The organism is Desulforamulus reducens MI-1 (assembly GCF_000016165.1).
Classification (GTDB): Bacteria; Bacillota; Desulfotomaculia; order Desulfotomaculales; family Desulfotomaculaceae; genus Desulfotomaculum; species Desulfotomaculum reducens.
Map to the genome: position 1 here is coordinate 314,710 of NC_009253.1, position 16,317 is coordinate 331,026.

Annotated in this window: 16 protein-coding genes and 2 pseudogenes; 11 read left to right on the top strand and 7 right to left on the bottom strand. The window is 41.2% G+C overall.

The window, feature by feature from the left end:
• Positions 1-51 precede the first annotated feature (51 nt).
• Positions 52-213, top strand: a complete 162-nt coding sequence (locus tag DRED_RS18470; protein WP_156779552.1) for a hypothetical protein — start codon at positions 52-54, stop codon at positions 211-213.
• Positions 214-281: 68 nt separating this feature from the next.
• Here the strand turns inward: DRED_RS18470 and istB (DRED_RS01600) are convergent, their stop codons facing one another.
• A complete protein-coding gene (gene istB / locus DRED_RS01600; RefSeq protein ID WP_011876686.1) occupies positions 282-1,061 on the bottom strand; it encodes an IS21-like element helper ATPase IstB in 780 nt (259 codons plus the stop codon).
• The gene (gene istA / locus DRED_RS01605; RefSeq protein ID WP_011876687.1) at positions 1,058-2,647 is read right to left on the bottom strand and encodes an IS21 family transposase; all 1,590 of its coding nucleotides are present in this window, start codon (positions 2,645-2,647) and stop codon (positions 1,058-1,060) included. The genes istB (DRED_RS01600) and istA (DRED_RS01605) overlap by 4 nt, the downstream gene beginning before the upstream one ends.
• A gap of 355 nt (positions 2,648-3,002) precedes the next feature.
• Between istA (DRED_RS01605) and DRED_RS01610 the strand changes: the two genes are divergently transcribed.
• Positions 3,003-3,446, top strand: coding sequence for a transposase (locus DRED_RS01610; RefSeq protein ID WP_011876688.1), 444 nt, complete (start codon positions 3,003-3,005; stop codon positions 3,444-3,446).
• 51 nt (positions 3,447-3,497) lie between these two features.
• Here the strand turns inward: DRED_RS01610 and istB (DRED_RS01615) are convergent, their stop codons facing one another.
• Both istB (DRED_RS01615) and istA (DRED_RS01620) read right to left on the bottom strand, forming a co-directional pair.
• The gene (gene istB / locus DRED_RS01615; RefSeq protein WP_041274374.1) at positions 3,498-4,241 is read right to left on the bottom strand and encodes an IS21-like element helper ATPase IstB; all 744 of its coding nucleotides are present in this window, start codon (positions 4,239-4,241) and stop codon (positions 3,498-3,500) included.
• Entirely contained in the window at positions 4,234-5,793 is a 1,560-nt protein-coding gene (gene istA, locus DRED_RS01620; RefSeq protein ID WP_011876690.1) for an IS21 family transposase, read from the bottom strand. The genes istB (DRED_RS01615) and istA (DRED_RS01620) overlap by 8 nt, the downstream gene beginning before the upstream one ends.
• Positions 5,794-5,929: 136 nt before the next feature.
• Here istA (DRED_RS01620) and DRED_RS18475 point away from each other — a divergent pair, with 136 nt between their 5' ends.
• Together DRED_RS18475 and DRED_RS01625 are read left to right on the top strand one after the other, a co-directional pair.
• Complete coding sequence (locus DRED_RS18475; RefSeq protein WP_156779553.1) at positions 5,930-6,067, top strand: hypothetical protein; 138 nt, start codon at positions 5,930-5,932, stop codon at positions 6,065-6,067.
• The gene (locus DRED_RS01625) at positions 6,064-6,879 is read left to right on the top strand and encodes an IS3 family transposase (protein WP_011876692.1); all 816 of its coding nucleotides are present in this window, start codon (positions 6,064-6,066) and stop codon (positions 6,877-6,879) included. Before DRED_RS18475 ends, DRED_RS01625 begins: the two co-directional genes overlap by 4 nt.
• Before the next feature lie 698 nt (positions 6,880-7,577).
• Here the strand turns inward: DRED_RS01625 and DRED_RS01630 are convergent.
• Positions 7,578-7,979 (bottom strand): pyridoxamine 5'-phosphate oxidase family protein, encoded by a 402-nt coding sequence (locus DRED_RS01630; RefSeq protein ID WP_011876693.1) that lies wholly within the window; start codon positions 7,977-7,979, stop codon positions 7,578-7,580.
• Positions 7,980-8,095: 116 nt separating this feature from the next.
• Complete coding sequence (locus DRED_RS01635; RefSeq protein WP_011876694.1) at positions 8,096-8,530, bottom strand: MarR family winged helix-turn-helix transcriptional regulator; 435 nt, start codon at positions 8,528-8,530, stop codon at positions 8,096-8,098.
• Positions 8,531-9,219: 689 nt separating this feature from the next.
• Here DRED_RS01635 and DRED_RS18105 point away from each other — a divergent pair.
• Positions 9,220-10,674 (top strand): annotated as a pseudogene (locus tag DRED_RS18105) (IS1380-like element ISDre3 family transposase).
• A gap of 182 nt (positions 10,675-10,856) precedes the next feature.
• On the opposite strand, the gene DRED_RS01645 reads toward DRED_RS18105, so the two are convergent.
• Complete coding sequence (locus DRED_RS01645; RefSeq protein WP_011876697.1) at positions 10,857-12,266, bottom strand: IS1380-like element ISDre4 family transposase; 1,410 nt, start codon at positions 12,264-12,266, stop codon at positions 10,857-10,859.
• A gap of 173 nt (positions 12,267-12,439) precedes the next feature.
• Between DRED_RS01645 and DRED_RS19645 the strand changes: the two are divergent.
• From DRED_RS19645 to DRED_RS01680, 6 genes and pseudogenes are all read left to right on the top strand, one after another.
• Positions 12,440-13,452: pseudogene (locus DRED_RS19645) on the top strand (FtsW/RodA/SpoVE family cell cycle protein).
• A 366-nt stretch (positions 13,453-13,818) separates the two neighbouring features.
• Positions 13,819-14,619 (top strand): selenium-dependent molybdenum cofactor biosynthesis protein YqeB, encoded by an 801-nt coding sequence (yqeB, locus tag DRED_RS01660; RefSeq protein WP_011876700.1) that lies wholly within the window; start codon positions 13,819-13,821, stop codon positions 14,617-14,619.
• A 10-nt stretch (positions 14,620-14,629) separates the two neighbouring features.
• Positions 14,630-15,403, top strand: a complete 774-nt coding sequence (locus tag DRED_RS01665; protein ID WP_041274735.1) for an XdhC family protein — start codon at positions 14,630-14,632, stop codon at positions 15,401-15,403.
• On the top strand, positions 15,396-15,725 hold the full coding sequence (locus DRED_RS01670) for an XdhC family protein (RefSeq protein WP_011876702.1): 330 nt from the start codon (positions 15,396-15,398) through the stop codon (positions 15,723-15,725). Before DRED_RS01665 ends, DRED_RS01670 begins: the two co-directional genes overlap by 8 nt.
• Positions 15,670-16,026, top strand: coding sequence for a hypothetical protein (locus tag DRED_RS01675; RefSeq protein WP_198006970.1), 357 nt, complete (start codon positions 15,670-15,672; stop codon positions 16,024-16,026). Before DRED_RS01670 ends, DRED_RS01675 begins: the two co-directional genes overlap by 56 nt.
• Positions 15,999-16,238 carry a Rid family detoxifying hydrolase gene (locus DRED_RS01680; RefSeq protein ID WP_337998925.1) on the top strand — a complete coding sequence of 80 codons (240 nt, stop codon included), beginning with the start codon at positions 15,999-16,001 and terminating at the stop codon, positions 16,236-16,238. The genes DRED_RS01675 and DRED_RS01680 overlap by 28 nt, the downstream gene beginning before the upstream one ends.
• Positions 16,239-16,317 lie beyond the last annotated feature (79 nt).

Below are 16,317 nucleotides of genomic sequence, written 5' to 3' on the forward strand. Positions count from 1 at the left end.
TGCCACCTTTTAGGTTATTATATTGTAAATAACCAAAAGGTGGCATTTTTTATGGCAAAATATACCTGGGATGAGCAAAGATACCAAAGGTATCTAAAAGAAGTGTATTTGTCAACTCAAAATTCCCCCATGTGGCTATTAAAAATTCCCCCACTTAACAACAAGAGTTATGCTTTCATTGAATTATCCACAGTTTTAACGTTATCTCATTAATCGTGACAATGCAAAGCATGATCGTGTCAATTTGAATACAGTATACACGAGGGGTTCTGCCTAATAAATTAGGCCAATTGCTGCTTCTGCAACCACTCCTTTGTTTCTTTCATTCGATAGGAATTACCATTCATATTAATTATGTATGATTGATGTGTTAAACGGTCAATCATAGCTGCAGTCATAACCGGATCCTGGAATATTTCCCCCCATCGCTCGAAAGAAAGGTTTGTAGTGATAATAGTTGATTTTCTCCCGGCCCGAAGTGACAGGTGGGTAAACAACAGCTCAGAACCTTCTTTGTCGAAGGAGATGTAGCCCATCTCGTCCGCGATAACCAGGTCATATTTCTCGAATCTGTTTTGGAAGGCGCGTAATGTCTGTTCCGCTCTGCATTCCTTGATCCGGCTAATTAATAGGGGAACTGTTGTAAACCATACTTTGTAGCCTTCCATGCAAGCTTTAATACCTAGTCCTATGGCAACATGAGTTTTACCGGTGCCAGGACTACCCGCTAAAATTACGTTCCGACCTTCCCTAAGGAAATCCAACGTCTTAAGTATCTTCAGTTTCTTCTGTGCGTCCTCCGGTAGATCCTTAATTGATAAATCCTCCAAATATTTCTTATGGGTAAATTGGGCCAGGCGAATACGGTTGTACCGTGAGGCCTCCCGCCTTGCATCACACTCCTTTTGCAGCAGTTGTGCCAGAAATTCTTCATAACAGGCATCACGCTGACAGGCTTCTTGAACATATTCCTCAAGGTATTTGCGAATAGCAGGTAGTTTTAATTCTTTGCTGTATTCTATTATGGCTTCTTTCCACTCTTTACGGGTCGCAGCACTCACGCAATGGCCTCCTTGGGTGCTAAGTTTTGGGTATTAAACAATTTATCGTACATTTTTAAATGTTGTATAGCTTGGTCAGTTATATCCTGTGCGACCTGTGAAATGATTGCAATCTCCGAGATATTTTCCCGGCGTTTAGCGCACAATGCTTTAATTTTATCCGTAGTTACATGGCTTGGGTGGATCTTACACAGTTCAGTTATACTTTTCTCTACATCCGAAAGTGATGTCCCGTCCTTTATATATTGCATTAGCTCTATAAATTCTTTCTCTTTCTTGGTATAATAGGTTTCAAAGATTTGTTTAATTTTTTGGTCTGCCTGCTGCAAAGCCATACTACCGGCTAATGCACCAGGTTTTTTCTTTAATGTCTCCAGGTAGTGACTAAGTTCCAATCGCCACTCATGGCAGCCGGTAAGCCTGGCATGTTCAGCAATTTTTGCATCTTTGTAGAAGCAGCAGATTCGGCTGGAGTAGATTTTAACCATGACAAGTTCACCAACTAAATGATCAGGAACTGAGTAATGGTTTTGGTCTACCACAATGGTGGCATACTTGTCCACACGAGCATTTACTACACGGGCTGAATCAAACATTGGGGGTAAGGTTAACAGGTTGGCACGTTCCTGCTCTAAACAAGCCAGTGCTGACTGTCCATCACGGGTATCTTGGGGCTTAGCATTTAGTTTATTACATATCTTCAGCAGGTACCTATTGGCCTCATCCAAGCTTTCAAATGTATCCCTAAAGGCAAAGGCTTTACGGCGGATCACATCTACGCTACGTTCAACATGACCTTTTTCATTACCCCTACGGACATTGCAAAACCGGTAACGAAAGCCATAGTAGATGGATAATTGTAACAATCCTTCAGTGGGCTCTTTTTCTGTGCCAACAAATCGTTTAACAGCCACCTTCATGTTGTCATACACTAGGGTCTGGTATACCCCACCTACTTCTTGAAAGAACCGGGCATGTGCCTCCTGAAAACATTCAGTTTTCTGTTTAGTAAACAAATATGCATATCGGTAATTACCATAGGCAGATGTAAATGCAGCCATTTGAAGTATCTGGAGCTTTCCGCCAATTGTCAGTTTTACTTCTCCCCAGTCGAACTCGCAGACATCACCCGGTATGTAAGACTCTTTAATAAAGGCTTCTTTGGCTTTCTGTTCCAGCGATCGTACAATTCGTTTAACGCTGCTATAGCTGATGTCTATATTATCTTCCACTAGGGATTCATAAATATCAATTATTTTTTTAACTTGTTTATGTTGGCCATTCCTCCGTTTCTGTTCATTTTCATCCAAATGTTTTTTTATTAGGCTTTGAATATCTTCAGTAACTTTCCGCTTGGGTCTGTTTCCTACGGAATACTTGGGGTTTTCTACAATTTCCTGAATTAGTTCCCTGGGATCTACTAGGCCAGAGGATTGTTCCAACTCCTTTCGCTTTTCTTCGTATTTATTGATGTATCTGCGGACGGTTTTTCGATCCACACCCAACAATCTGGCAATTTCCCGCTGGGACTTTCCCTCCCGGTAATACATGATGAGTATATTTTGTTTTTGAATCAACTTGATCATCTCTCCCGGCTCCTCACATAGCTGTAATTTTGCTCTATGAGGATTATCGGCTAAGGTGGGGGAATTTTCAATGACCTTTGTGGTGTGCTTTTAAATTACCATAAACAAAGAAGGGCGTGGACAAGGTGAGGGTAAAGATTATAAACCTTGGATAAAGGTACAAGACTTTCCTTCCAAAGGGTGGTCTACGAAGTCACCCGGATGGAACAGTAATCGACTGCATCACTTCATGTCTCAGCTTGAATTACAGTATTTCTATTTGTTAGAGTGGTCCGATGTCCCCCTGTGTTAGGATAGTTGTCATAGACCTCTAAATGAACTATAGTTAGTAAAGCAGCTTACTAGGGAGGAAATTATGACAAGATACAGTGATGAATTTAAATACTCTATTATAAAAAGAATGATGCCCCCCAATAATGAATCCGTTAAAGCCATTTCTAAAGAAACCGGCCTTTCCGAAGGTACGCTACACGCTTGGAAGAAGAAGGCCAGAGCTAACGGCATAGCTGTTCCAAGCGGTGAGCCTGAAGCGGAAAGATGGAGTACACAGGATAAATTTCTGATAGTTGTTGAAACAGCATCTTTAAGCGAGATTGAAATGGCTGAATATTGCCGTTCAAAAGGTCTCTTTGTTGAACAGGTGGAAGCCTGGCGAGATGCCTGTATGCAGGCCAATGGCGGTATTGCCCAACAAGCTGCTCAACTACAAAAGGATCTTCGCCAAAAAGATCGGTTGAATATTGCCATAGGAAAGAGCCAACTATGCCATATTTTTGAGCCACTTATGACATCAAATTGAACCACCGATGACATTAATAGGGCCACCACCTTTAGTAGTGACCCCAGATGGTTATTTTTCTAAACCATGTCGTTCTCTCATAGATATCTCCCCATCAATCAGAATAGTATAGGAATCATGGACAATACGGTCTAAAATGGAATCTGCCAAGGTTACCTCACCTATTTTTTCATGCCACCCTCTAGGATCAAACTGGGAACAAAAAATGGTTGAACCTGTCTGATGTCTTGACTCCACTATTTCCAGAAGGTCCCGTGCCTCGCTCCCCTTTAAAGGTGTTAGAAGCCATTCATCTAGTATAAGGAGATTAACTTTCTTGTATTGCTTGATAACCTTTTGGAATATGCCCTCACCTCTGGCGATTGTTAATTCATCAAGTAGATCAGGTAGCCGTACATACCTAACTTTGTAGAATTGCCGGCATGCAGCAACTCCAAAGGCGCAAGCTAGATAGGTTTTGCCGTTACCTGAAGCGCCCATAATAATGATATTGTGGTGATCTTGAATATACTGACCTGAAGCCAACCGGAGAATTTGAGCTTTATCAAGCTTTCTATCTGGATGATATTCTATATCCTCAATACATGCTTGGTTGTACCGGAATTGTGATCCTTTAATCAGGAGGTTCAGCTTATTATTCTTTCTCCGTGACCATTCCACATCCACAAGAAGGCTGAAGCGATCTTCAAAGGATAGTTCCCGGTAATCGGTATCATGCAACTGTTTCCTGTAGGTTTCGGCCATTGCAGTTAAACGCATATCATTTAATTTTGATATTGTATTTTCGTTAGTCATTGTTTTTACCTCCATAGTAAGCGGCTCCCCTAGTGAATCCGTAAGAGCTGGCTGTCTTTTTAGTTGTGTTATCCACAGTTGGATTCACCTCAGATAATTTATCTTGGCCCGTCTTTAGGATGGTTTGAATACTCTTTAGGGTGGGTCTGGGGGTATAGTCTAGAGCCCTTTTACATGCGGCTTCGATGCGTTCAACCGAATGTTTATCAGCTAGCTTCATTAGTGCTAAGCAAGATTTAAGTCCTTGCTTTTCTGTCTTGTAAGAGGCTAAAATGCTTTTAACAGTGGTTAATGTGTGTGATCCAACTTTACTTGCCCATTCAAGAATTGAATCTTGGTTGAACTCAATGTATTTTTTATGATTATCAGGCATGTGTTCTGGAATTGTGGATGCTTGTCCTACTTTCCCAGAAAGCCTTTTATGGGAGGCAATACGGAAATGTTTGAAGAAAATTTCCACCACATTCTTCGTAATCCGGACATCAACTAGTTGTTTGATATATTCATAAGGAACTGAGTAATATATTTTATCCACAGATATATGATAATCATATTGTACGGTGGCTTTTTTCCAAGTAGCTAGCTCGTATGGGGAAGCAGGCAGTGGAATTAGCGCAAATTTCTCCTCTTCCGTGAAAGCGGAAAGCCTGTTTCCTGGCTTTTTTTGAAAAGATTTGGTGTTGTATTCCGTTAATTTTTTGTGGATGGCTTCATTGAGTTCTTTAATTGAGAAAAACTGCTGATTGCGGAGAGAGGCAATAATCCAAGTGGAGATGATACCTACAGTACCTTCTGCACTAGGTTTATCTTTAGGGTGACGTACTCTGGCTGGCATAATAGAGGTGTTGTAATGTTCAGCCATTTCCTGATACGTGCGGTTAATAATGGGATCAGTCTGGGAGGACTTTTCCACACCAGTTTTTAAGTTGTCCGGTACAATCATTCTGGTCACACCACCGAAGAACTTGAAGGCATGAATGTGAGCCGTGATCCAACTCTCGGTTTCCATCGAGAGAAAAGCTTCTACATAAGCATATTGACTGCAGGGTAACGCTGCAACAAATACGTAAGCGGTGATATCTTCTCCTGTGATGTTATCTTTAATGGACATAGTCTGGCCTGCCCAGTCTACTTCCATTAATTCACCGGGCTTTCTTTTTATTCTCATAGTGGCTTTTGTAGTATTGGCATAATCATGATAAAACCGGCAAAATTGTCGATAACTATAAGGTATCTTATGATTCTGCCTGCAGTTCTGGCAATATTCATCCCACAAAAGCGAAAGTGTTACCCCACTTTTAGCCATTTCCTTGTGGATATACTCGCAGTCAGGCCTTCTCCTGAAGGTAAGAGAAACATTCTTTTCAGGAAACAAAACATCCTGGAGCTGACCATCTGACATATCCTTCTCAAATGGCCAAGAAATACCCTGACTTTCAGCTCGTTTGAGAACTTCGCTCACAGTGTTCCTTGAGTTGGAGCAACTTGCGGCAATGCCTCTCATACTAAGACCCTGGGCATGAAGCCTCAGGATTTCCCGGTACTTGATCATAAAAAAACCTCCTGTAATCAGAATTGTACTTTTATGTACAGTGTTGATTATACAAGAGGTGGCTCTTTCGATGGCAGAACTGGCTTAAAATCATGTCATACGTGGCTCAGAAACATGGCACGAGTGGTATATTTTGTTGTCTTTATTCAATCGTGAACTAAAAGATCTCCAAAAGGAACTTAAACGAAAAGAAGCTGCACTTGCTGAAACTGCTGCACTTTTAGTTCTAAGAAAAAAGGCCCAAGCGATCTGGGGGGACCCCGAGGACGAATGATCAGTGTCTCAGATCGCAAAAAAGCCATTTCACTGATCAAAGAAGCTGTTGCTAACGGGGCTAGAGAACCAGAGGCTTGTAAGGTACTTGGAATTACTCAACGTACCCTGCAACGTTGGCGAAGTAGTTTAACACCTATTGAAGACCAACGAAAGAATGCTAAACGGCCGGAACCTGCAAACAAGCTTAGCATAGATGAAAGACAAGCCATTATAGAAACTGCCAATCAACCTGAATTTAAGAGTTTACCACCTAGTCAAATTGTTCCCCGACTAGCCGACCAAGGCATTTACCTAGCTTCAGAGTCAACATTTTACCGGGTGCTGAAAGAAAACAACATGCAACATCATCGTGGAAGAGCTAAAAAACCATGTGCTAAGCCAATCTCAACTCATTGTGCTACAAGTCCAAACCAAGTTTGGATGTGGGATATTACTTGGTTACCAGGTCCTGCTAAGGGCATTTTTTTCTACCTATATCTAATTTTAGACCTATTCAGCCGTAAGATAGTTGCTTGGGATATCTGGACTGAAGAGTCCTCTGAAAATGCTAGCATATTAGTACGACGGGCCATAATGTCTGAGAAACGTACTCTAGCTAATGAGCCACTGGTTTTGCATTCAGATAACGGTAGCCCAATGAAAGGGGCAACCCTACTGGAAACACTCTATCAGTTGGGGATAACTCCATCTAAAAGTCGCCCAAGAGTTAGCAATGATAACCCTTACGCGGAATCCATTTTCCGCACTTGCAAATACCGCCCTAATTACCCGGCTAAAGGATTTGACACATTGACTGAAGCTAGGGAATGAGTACTATCATTCACCAGATGGTACAATCAGGAACACCGACACAGTGGTCTTAATTTCCTGACCCCAAATCAAAGGCATAATGGTCTCTCAACACAGATTCTTGAGCGAAGAAAACAGGTTTATGAAGAAGCTAAATTAAAGCATCCAGAGAGATGGTCAGGCCCAATCAGGGATTGGACATTAGACGAAGTTGTTTGGCTGAATCCAGAGCGTGTTGAAGAGCCTGAATCCAAGGAAAAACATGCATAATACACAGAAAGTAAAATACAGGCGGTTTCCCGAGAGAGGGGAAATATATCTCCAAGCAACAGCCGCCGCTTGCGGTCGGAGCGAAGCGGAGAGTCTTGACTCATGTGCTAAGCTGTATAAGCCCGACCGTAAATAAGTGAATTTTGGCGTATATCCGTCGGTCGGGTTATCTCACGATTAGCACATGAAGTCAAGACCGGCGGTGGGTACACAACTAAACTATCTTACAATTTCAGCGACAACTATCTTGACAAACGCCGCTACCAGACCACTGCACATAATCAATATCTTGATAGGCTAACGAAATATTAAGCAATTCTATGAAACAGGAAGCAATACTTGTGTTTTATGTGTCTATTTAACGGGGGACGCCGCACCTACAGAACTTGGGTTTAGATTGAAACCACACTCCGGTGACTAACGGGAGATGTCAGCAATTTGAATTTAAATTAAAATTCTACTACTTTGGGTGGTTGACCGGAAAAGTCTGCAATAACAGCGGTTCCGTGTTCAATATAAAATGCCTCAAAGACTGGATTATCTGCTGTTTGGTAAATTGATTTTACCAAAGCACTTCTTTCCAGGATTTTTTCCTTAATCCCCAGATCATTACTAAATTTTACTTCGCCGCTAAGTCTTATCCAAGCAAACTGAGGTGTAGAAGCTGAAAACTCCACAAAGGGGTTTACCTTTAGCTGTTTAAAGACATCCTTTGTATTAGCTGTGCAAAAATAGAGTTTACCATCGTCTTCAAGCATGAACTGAAAAGGTCTTACTTTTGGTTTTCCCTCTTCGGCAGTTGCTAAAAAACCGGTGCTGTTTTCGTTTAGGAACCTTACTACTTCTTGCATTTAAATACCTCCAAAGAGTTTTTATTTATAGTGTTTATACACACTATTTACTAAAGTTAAATATAAAAGTTAGATATCTAACATTATGCTTAAAAATATATGAATCTGTTACAGATTCATTTTTGTGCATCAAATCTAGAGTTAACATCATTCAGTAACCTTTCAAGGGCCTCTGATTCTTCTTCAGTTAAGTCTCCGTAGAGTATACCATTAAGTTTTGCGGAAATATCATCAAAGATTGGTTTTAACTCAAATCCTTTCTTGGTTAATTTTATATAGGTAACTCTACTATCCGTGTGGCTTTTTTCCTTCTCTACAAAACCGTATTGTACTAGCTTTTCTATTAATACTGTAACAGTAGGTTTTGTTCGATGGATTTTAGCTGCTAACTCCTTCATAGTAAATTTTTCACCATGAAAAAGAATAACTAAAATATCTCCATGAGAAGGAACGATCCCTTCAACTCCGTGACTTTCTAGTTCTCTAATAATTAATTTAGTTGCCTTTTCTCTTATTCTGCTTATTATGGAAAGGGCATTTCCTTTTCTCATAATCACATTATAATTAGATATCTAACCAATGTCAACTACTTTTACATTAAGTGCTTGCTTTGCAAAATTATCATACTCAATTAAACAAGAAATTTCAAAATATTTGCTGACAACTACCATATTAAAAAATGCTGGGTCCGATAAATATGTATTACTGACTAGATTATTTTATTTGATGTAAGTTGTTAAACATAATTAAGAACCCACAAATGTAATACTTTTACAAAAAACCAAAGCAAAAGATATCCAGTGGAGACTAAAATAGACAATAGCATTAAGGGAAAGGCAACTTTCATAAAACCTATAAAACTAATACCTGAATCCGTGAGTTACCTATTCTGTAACCTTATCTTTCAGTAAAATATGTAAAAATTTGTATTATAAGGATTGCCACTAGCATTTAATGAATCTCTCAATAGTATTGAGCTTAAATTTGGCAATAAAAATCTAAGCACTCCTTTTAGTGCAAAGTTTTATCGTTCTGTGGATATTTCTATCTTGCTAAACACACAGAGTAAGCTTGTTTAAACTTGGATTCGGAAAGTAACTTTTAGAAATCCTCTAACGTCAAGGCTTCAAAGTCATTTTTACGTGTAAAAATTTTAGCAAAAAAAAGGGTACACCACTCCTTAGCTGGAAATGTTTTAGTGACCAAACCAAATCATTCCAAAGGATGGTGACCCTCTAAAATGATGGTATCACAACTTATTACCACAAATCAACTTGAAACTATGTCCCGTCAACAACGACGTAACTTGGAACGCAAATACCAAAAGAAATTAAATTCCCTACAACACCAGACTAGCAAAAGCGATCTTCCGCTTAGGTTTGACAATTCGTCTGTAACCGCTTATGGAAGTTTTGGTATACTAGAGGCTTTTAAGAAGGCTGTTGATTTACCCGGTATGCTTAAACGGGTCTCTCTTAAGCGGCATCATAACTGTAAATACTCTGATACAGAGTTGTTGGATACGATCATTGATGCCCTCTCATTGGGATTATTGCGGTTTTCTCATATGAATGCTCTACAAACTGATCCTGGGTACCAGAAAATTAAGGAAGTAACACAAGTGCCTGACGAGAGCACCTTGCGAAACTTTGTATCTCTTATATGTGAGCAGGAGGCATTAGACCAATTGTCTCTGGTGAATCAGGAACTGTTATCCTTAAAGGCCAAATGCGACCAATCCCGCGAAGTCTAGCTGGATATTGACGACAGTGTCCTCACTGTTTTCGGTAAACAGGAGGGATCAAAAGTCGGTTACAATCCCCGGTATCACGGGCGACCTTCCTACAAAGTAAAAGTAGCGTTTATCTCCGGAACTTGCGAACTGGTCAATGCTGGCTTATATAGTGGGAATGTCGCCAGTAACGGCCAATTTATGGAGTTTCTTAAAGAGACACTAGAGATCTTAGCCAACCAGAATATCCTCGTAAAAGGCATACGCATGGATAAAGGTTTTTTTGATGAAGATAACTTCGCCTACCTGGAAGAACAGGGCATTGAGTATATTTGTAAGGCTAAGCTCACCAGTAATATGAAAAAAGTCATTAAATACCTTGATGATCAGGAACGATGGCAGCCTTTGAGCAACCACTACGCTGCAGCAGAAATTACTCTTCCATTGCCTAAATGGTCCAAAGCCCGCAGGTTTGTATTTATCCGTGAAACTCAAGAACCAAAGGTATCTGGTGAGCAACTTAACTTTGACCTAAAGACATTTGATTACCAAGTGATAATTACTTCTAGCGACGAGTACAACCCAGAGGAGGTATGGCACCAATACAATAAGCGTTGCAATATTGAAAACAAAATTGATGAACTCAAGGTTGGTCTAGGCTTTGAAAAAATGAGTCAGGCAGAGTTGGATCGAAATATAGCCTTTATGTGGCTCAAAGTATTATCGTATAACATTCTCAACTGGTTTCGCTTGGTCTTATTGGATGGCAAAGACAGTCGTGCTGAAGTGCCAACTATCCGCCGCAAAATACTGAATGTACCTGGGAACATTGTAGGCAACGACCGTTACCGCCATATAAAGTTAGCCCCTAATCCCTGGCTACAAAAGGTTTTGAAAAATGCCAAGGAAAAACTACAAGAATTTCTCTGCACACAGGCATGGGTTGCAGTAAGTTCCGGTTAAACAAACATCGGACGACCTAAATATCTGGTGTCACTGATCCCCCAAAAGGGGTCTTATTAACTGTACCCTAAAACCTAGCCTTTATTGGGGTACTTAGGAGTAATACCATATTCCAGACGCCAAGAATTTCAGAGACCATAAAAACAGTGGTTTAATGCCCTAAAATTTGGTTATTTGAGGGATTAAGTCAAGCTCGGGAAGCTACTTTCCGATTTCAAGTTAAATGTTTCAAACCAGGGACTGTGCTTTCCAAATCGTAATTTCTTCTTTCTTGCATGTGAAACTAACCGTGATGCCAACGTGATTAAGTTCTGAATCACCGTCCTAATCCTACGGCGTTCTGCCTGCTTTCGCAAGGGCACATGCTGCATTCTAGTTGTTGATTGTCCTATCATGCGCAACAGATTGTAGGCCACTACTCCAAAATGTAGTATTAGGTTGTTAGTGTCAAATTTGCCAGAGGGCAGTCTTTCTAAATCCAGGTCTGTCTTAAGTTCGCTGTGAAACTGCTCACTGGTGCCATGTTCGTGGTATAGTCTTTCGATTACATGTGGAGGGTCTGGCAATGAGGTCCAATAGGTTTCTGCCTCCACCTGGGGTACGAGAAATATCTGGCCATCTTTACCAAAGGTTCTTTCGGTAATTTTGTAAACTACCCTGATTTCTCTTTTCAGCTCCTTTTTGTATTTCATCATGGAACCATAGTAGACTTTTTTACCTTCACGTTCCTGGCAGTAAATATCTTTATTGTTCTTTGCCAATAGTAGCCACCCTTCAGGGGTTTCTTTGCGAAGGTTTCGCTTAATAATGAAATCAGCCTTAGTATCATCATTTAAGCAAATTTCAATATTACTAGCGCTGTCATTGCCTGAGTCCATCCTTAAAAGCAAAGGCAACTGGGTAATTTTTCGGGCATAGCGAATGCTTTCGGCAACAAATTCCGAAGTATTCTTTTGGCAATGTTCACTTCCTTGGCGTAACTCAGTATTTACGCAATAACCTTCCTTTGCTAGATATGCAAAGATGGGAGCATAACCATCAGTGCCTTTGTAGGTACGGGAGACCCCTTCTTTTTTGGTGTTAGAGTTATCAAAGGGAGACACATCAATATCCAGTGGAAGATAAGTTCTGTTTTCCAGGCCTAGGTATACTGGGGTTAGCGGTGCATTGGTTTTCTTGATTAGCCCCGCAGATTCTTCCAACAGGATATTATTCCATTGCTTATCTTTAGCAACCATATCTAATCGTTGGCGAAGGGTTGGGCTTGACGGTGTCTCTTTGATGTTTAACGAGATTGCAAAGAAATTATCTTCTCGAAAGGGTTCAATGTGGTCAAAATCACTCTTGCCTTGGCATAACAAGCCAATGTAGGCGATACCAACACTTCCATTAGAAATATGGGGTTTCTTTTGTTCAGCAGACATTGTATTGTTCAGTCGTGTTTTTATCTTGGTATTAGTCAGTAAGGCTCCGATAAGAGCTAAGCCCGAATGGGTGGTTAGCTCTTTGTCACCTTGTTCAATTTCAAAGATAGTGAGCCTATCATCGTCTCTGTTTTTGGTTTTGATTTTCTTGTTTCTTATCTTTTTCATGTTGCACCCCTGAGGTGAAGATTAGAAATATCGATTAGATGTATATTTCTACATATTCCTTCATTTCCCTATAAATTATGGGGTGAGACAGAAAATTACTTTACGGATTCAGGTTATTATCTATAGTAGCCATTTTAGGAGGGATGGGGATATTTACTTTATATTCATTAGAGATGCAGGATCTACTTATGAAAGATATCTCACCATCTATTTTTACCAATAGTGTTATTTATTTCTTTATTGGCCTAACAGTACTATTAGGAATTAATTTTTTTGACTATAGAAGGCTAAAAGTTTATGGTTTTAACTTGTATGCCGGCACCATATTTATCTGGTTAATGCTGCTTGGGTTAGGTAAGACATTTATTAATGGAAAACCATATTTGAACTTGGGTTTTATAAACATAAACTATATTGATGTTACTCCGGTGCTGTTAACTATTGCAGTGGCGGGTATTTTTTTAAACAAAGATTGGGCCAAGCCTAATTGGTTTGTTAGTACTGTTTTTCTACTTATTGTACCTAATATCTTGTATATCGGTAGTAGTTCTGTGGCATCGGCAATTATATACACGGTGGTTTATCTAATCCTAATGGTACTATCTGGAGCTAGAAAAAACAGTATGTTAGCATAGCTATAATACCAATAGGTTTGTTTGTATTTGCTTTATTTCAAGAATCCTATAGATTGAATAGATTGCTTACGTTTATTAATCCCCATAATGACCCGATGGGTAGTGGATATATCTATATCCAATCAATTGAAGCAATAAAATCCGCAGGGCTATGGGGGCAGGGGTTTACTTTTTCGGGGAATCTACCAGAAATTCACACAGATTTAATTTTTTCTTATATGGTATATACCTTTGGTTGGGTTGCCGGTGCTATTGTTATAATGCTAGCACTTGCTTTGATAGCAATTATGACAGGTGTGTTTAGGCAGATTAAAGATAAGTTTGGTAAATTACTGGTTGCGGGTCTAACTAGTATTCTTGGGTTACATTTTCTCTGTAATATCTTAATGACAGTAGGATTTGCACCAATCAGTGGAATAAGTTTACCCTTCTTCAGCTACGGCGGCTCCCAAACTGTTATAAACATGGCAATGATGGGTGTAGTTTTAAGTATTTACAGACGAAAAAATCTAGTTACTAATCCAATCCAGATTAATAAACACCAATTATAATCATTTTGATACAATATATAACTTCATTTTGAAAGAGGTAAAAGAACCTAAGTAAGCAAAACCGGCAACCTTCAAGTGGCTCAAGTTCTTTATGAGTTCATTAAATCAGAGGTCCTTCCAGGCAGCGGGCTGAACCATTTTATCAATCAATATAATTTACTTCCATTTACCTTTTGGCTAAATCAGAAGAAAGGGACAAAAGGGACAATGATGATATCATTTAAAATTGAGTAGCAGGTTAGTGCACCCTTTTTTTAGATCAAAGGTGAGGATAAATGGTATTATATAATTAATGTAAAACCCTATGGTACGGTTTTTGCGAAATATTAAAGATATAATTTTGTAGCATTATTAAGGAGGCTTCATATGAATCGATTAATTGTCATTAAAGGTGCTGGGGACTTGGCCACTGGCATTGCTCATCGTTTGCATTGCAGTGGGTTTTCTGTAGTAACCACAGAACTGCCCCAACCAACAGTGATCCGCCGCACTGTGTCCTTTGCCGAAGCCATTTATACTGGAACTGTGGTGGTGGAAGGGATAACTGCAGTAAAGACATCAATGGAGAGAACTCTGCAGGTGGTGGAAGAGGGAAAGATTCCCGTGGTGGTAGATCCAACAGGTGTAATGATAAAACAGCTACAACCTTGGGCGGTGGTGGATGCCATTTTGGCTAAACGAAACGTGGGTACCCAGATAACCGACGCTCCTATTGTGGTGGGGGTGGGTCCCGGGTTTACGGCAGGCGTGGATGTCCACGCGGTGGTAGAGAGTATGCGAGGGCATTATTTGGGACGGGTAATTCATGCTGGACAAGCAATCCCGAATACTGGCATTCCCGGTGAACTGGGGGGTTATGCAAAGGAAAGAATTTTGCGGGCTCCCTGTGCAGGGGTATTTCGGGCAGAAAGACAAATTAGCGATTTGGTGTCCGCTGGGGAAACGGTTGCCTGGGTAAACGAACAGCCGGTGGTGGTAGCCATTTCCGGTGTACTGCGGGGACTTTTAAAAGAAGGGCTTAGTGTAGAGCCTGACATGAAGATTGGTGATGTTGATCCCCGCTGCCAGCCGGAGCATTGTTTTACCATCTCAGATAAAGCCAGATCCATTGGTGGTGGAGTATTGGAGGCATTACTTTACTATGCCGCCAGGGCACATCAAGGATAGGGGTGATAAAATGACGCTTTTTAAAAGGTTATTGGCGGCTACAGAGCGGGGTGAGGCCGTGCAAATGGTTACGCTAGTGGGTGTGCCTGAGGACAATGCTAGCTCGCTGGGGCAAATGCTGTTACTTTTCCCCGATGGTAGAGTGGAGGGAGCACTATTAAATGCTGCTTTTACCGAAAAAGTCCTAGAGATCCAGCAGCGTCAGTGGGAGCGGCCAAAGGTACTTTCTATTACCCACGATCAACAGGAATACCGGGTATTTTGGAATTCCCTAGTAAATAAAATGCGGGCAGTTATTTTAGGTGGTGGGCATATCAGTCAACCCCTGGCATTGTTTTTGTCCCAGCTGGATTATGAAGTTACTGTCATTGACGACCGTCCAGAATTTGCCAACCGGCAGCGTTTTCCAAAGGCAGACCGCATTATTTGTGAGGACTTTGATAAAGCACTTGAACATATTACCTTTGATGACAACACAGCGGTAATAATCGTTACCCGGGGCCACCGTTACGATTTGGCTTGTCTTAGAAGTATCGCCGGCAAAAAGGCAGGCTATATAGGGATGATTGGAAGCTTCCGGCGGGTAAAAGCTGTACTGCAGTTGTTAAAGGAAGAGGGAGTGTCAACGCAGTGGCTGAATGCCTTAAAAACCCCCATTGGCTTAGATCTGGGAGCCCAAAGTCCAGCGGAGATTGCCTTGAGCATTGTTGCAGAAATGGTGGCTCAGTTTAAAGGTGGACGGTATCTACCATTGAGTATATTGGGAGGACGCCAAAATGGATAGATTAATCTTACAACGGGTTTGTGAACTTCAGGCAAAGGGGGAGCCCTTTGCCTTAATAACGATCCTATCCACCAAAGGTTCTACTCCTCGGAAGGCTGGGGCAGTAATGTTAATGGAACGAATAGGTAGAACCGTTGGGACCATTGGTGGTGGCTGTGGGGAAGCAGAGGTAAAGCAGCGGGCTTTGCTGGCGATGGATGAGCAAACTTCCTGCATCCATAGGGTGAATATGGTGAACGATGTGGCCGCAGAGGAAGGTATGGTTTGTGGTGGCAGCATGGAAGTATTCATTCAGGTCTTTGCTGGGTTCCCATGCCAATGATCAATATTCACAAGATTGTCCTGACCAATTTAGAGCGGCAAATCGATATTTGGGCCACATTGTGCATGATTGGCCCGCCCTGGTGGCCGCGGGAGAAGAGACTCGCTGTATAGGGGATGCCCTGGCGGTGCCACAGCTAGTCACTGTTTTAACCCAGATTGTTTGTGAAACCGCAGGAATTCAGCCCGAACAAATAGTTGCAGCGGTACCGGATACCTACACCACCCCCGATGGTGGTACAACCCTGCCACTGGCGAAGTGGTGGAAGGCGGCGTGGAGGCACAAACCAAGCAGGTATTAGAAAACCTAACTGCTATACTAAATAACCAGGGCTTAGGACTGGATGCTGTTGTCAAAACCTCTGTCTTTATTAAAGACATGAATGATTTCCAAAAAATTAACGCTGTTTATGGGGAGTACTTCAAAAGCGAAGCTCCGGCCAGAGCCTGTGTCGAAGTGGCCAGACTGCCAAAGGATGTATTGGTAGAAATTGAAGCCATTGCTGTAGTGTAATATAAAAAAGTGACCCGGGATGTTAACTATACCCCGGGTCACTTTTTGCGTGAGCCTGGTATGGGGCAACATAGGGCTT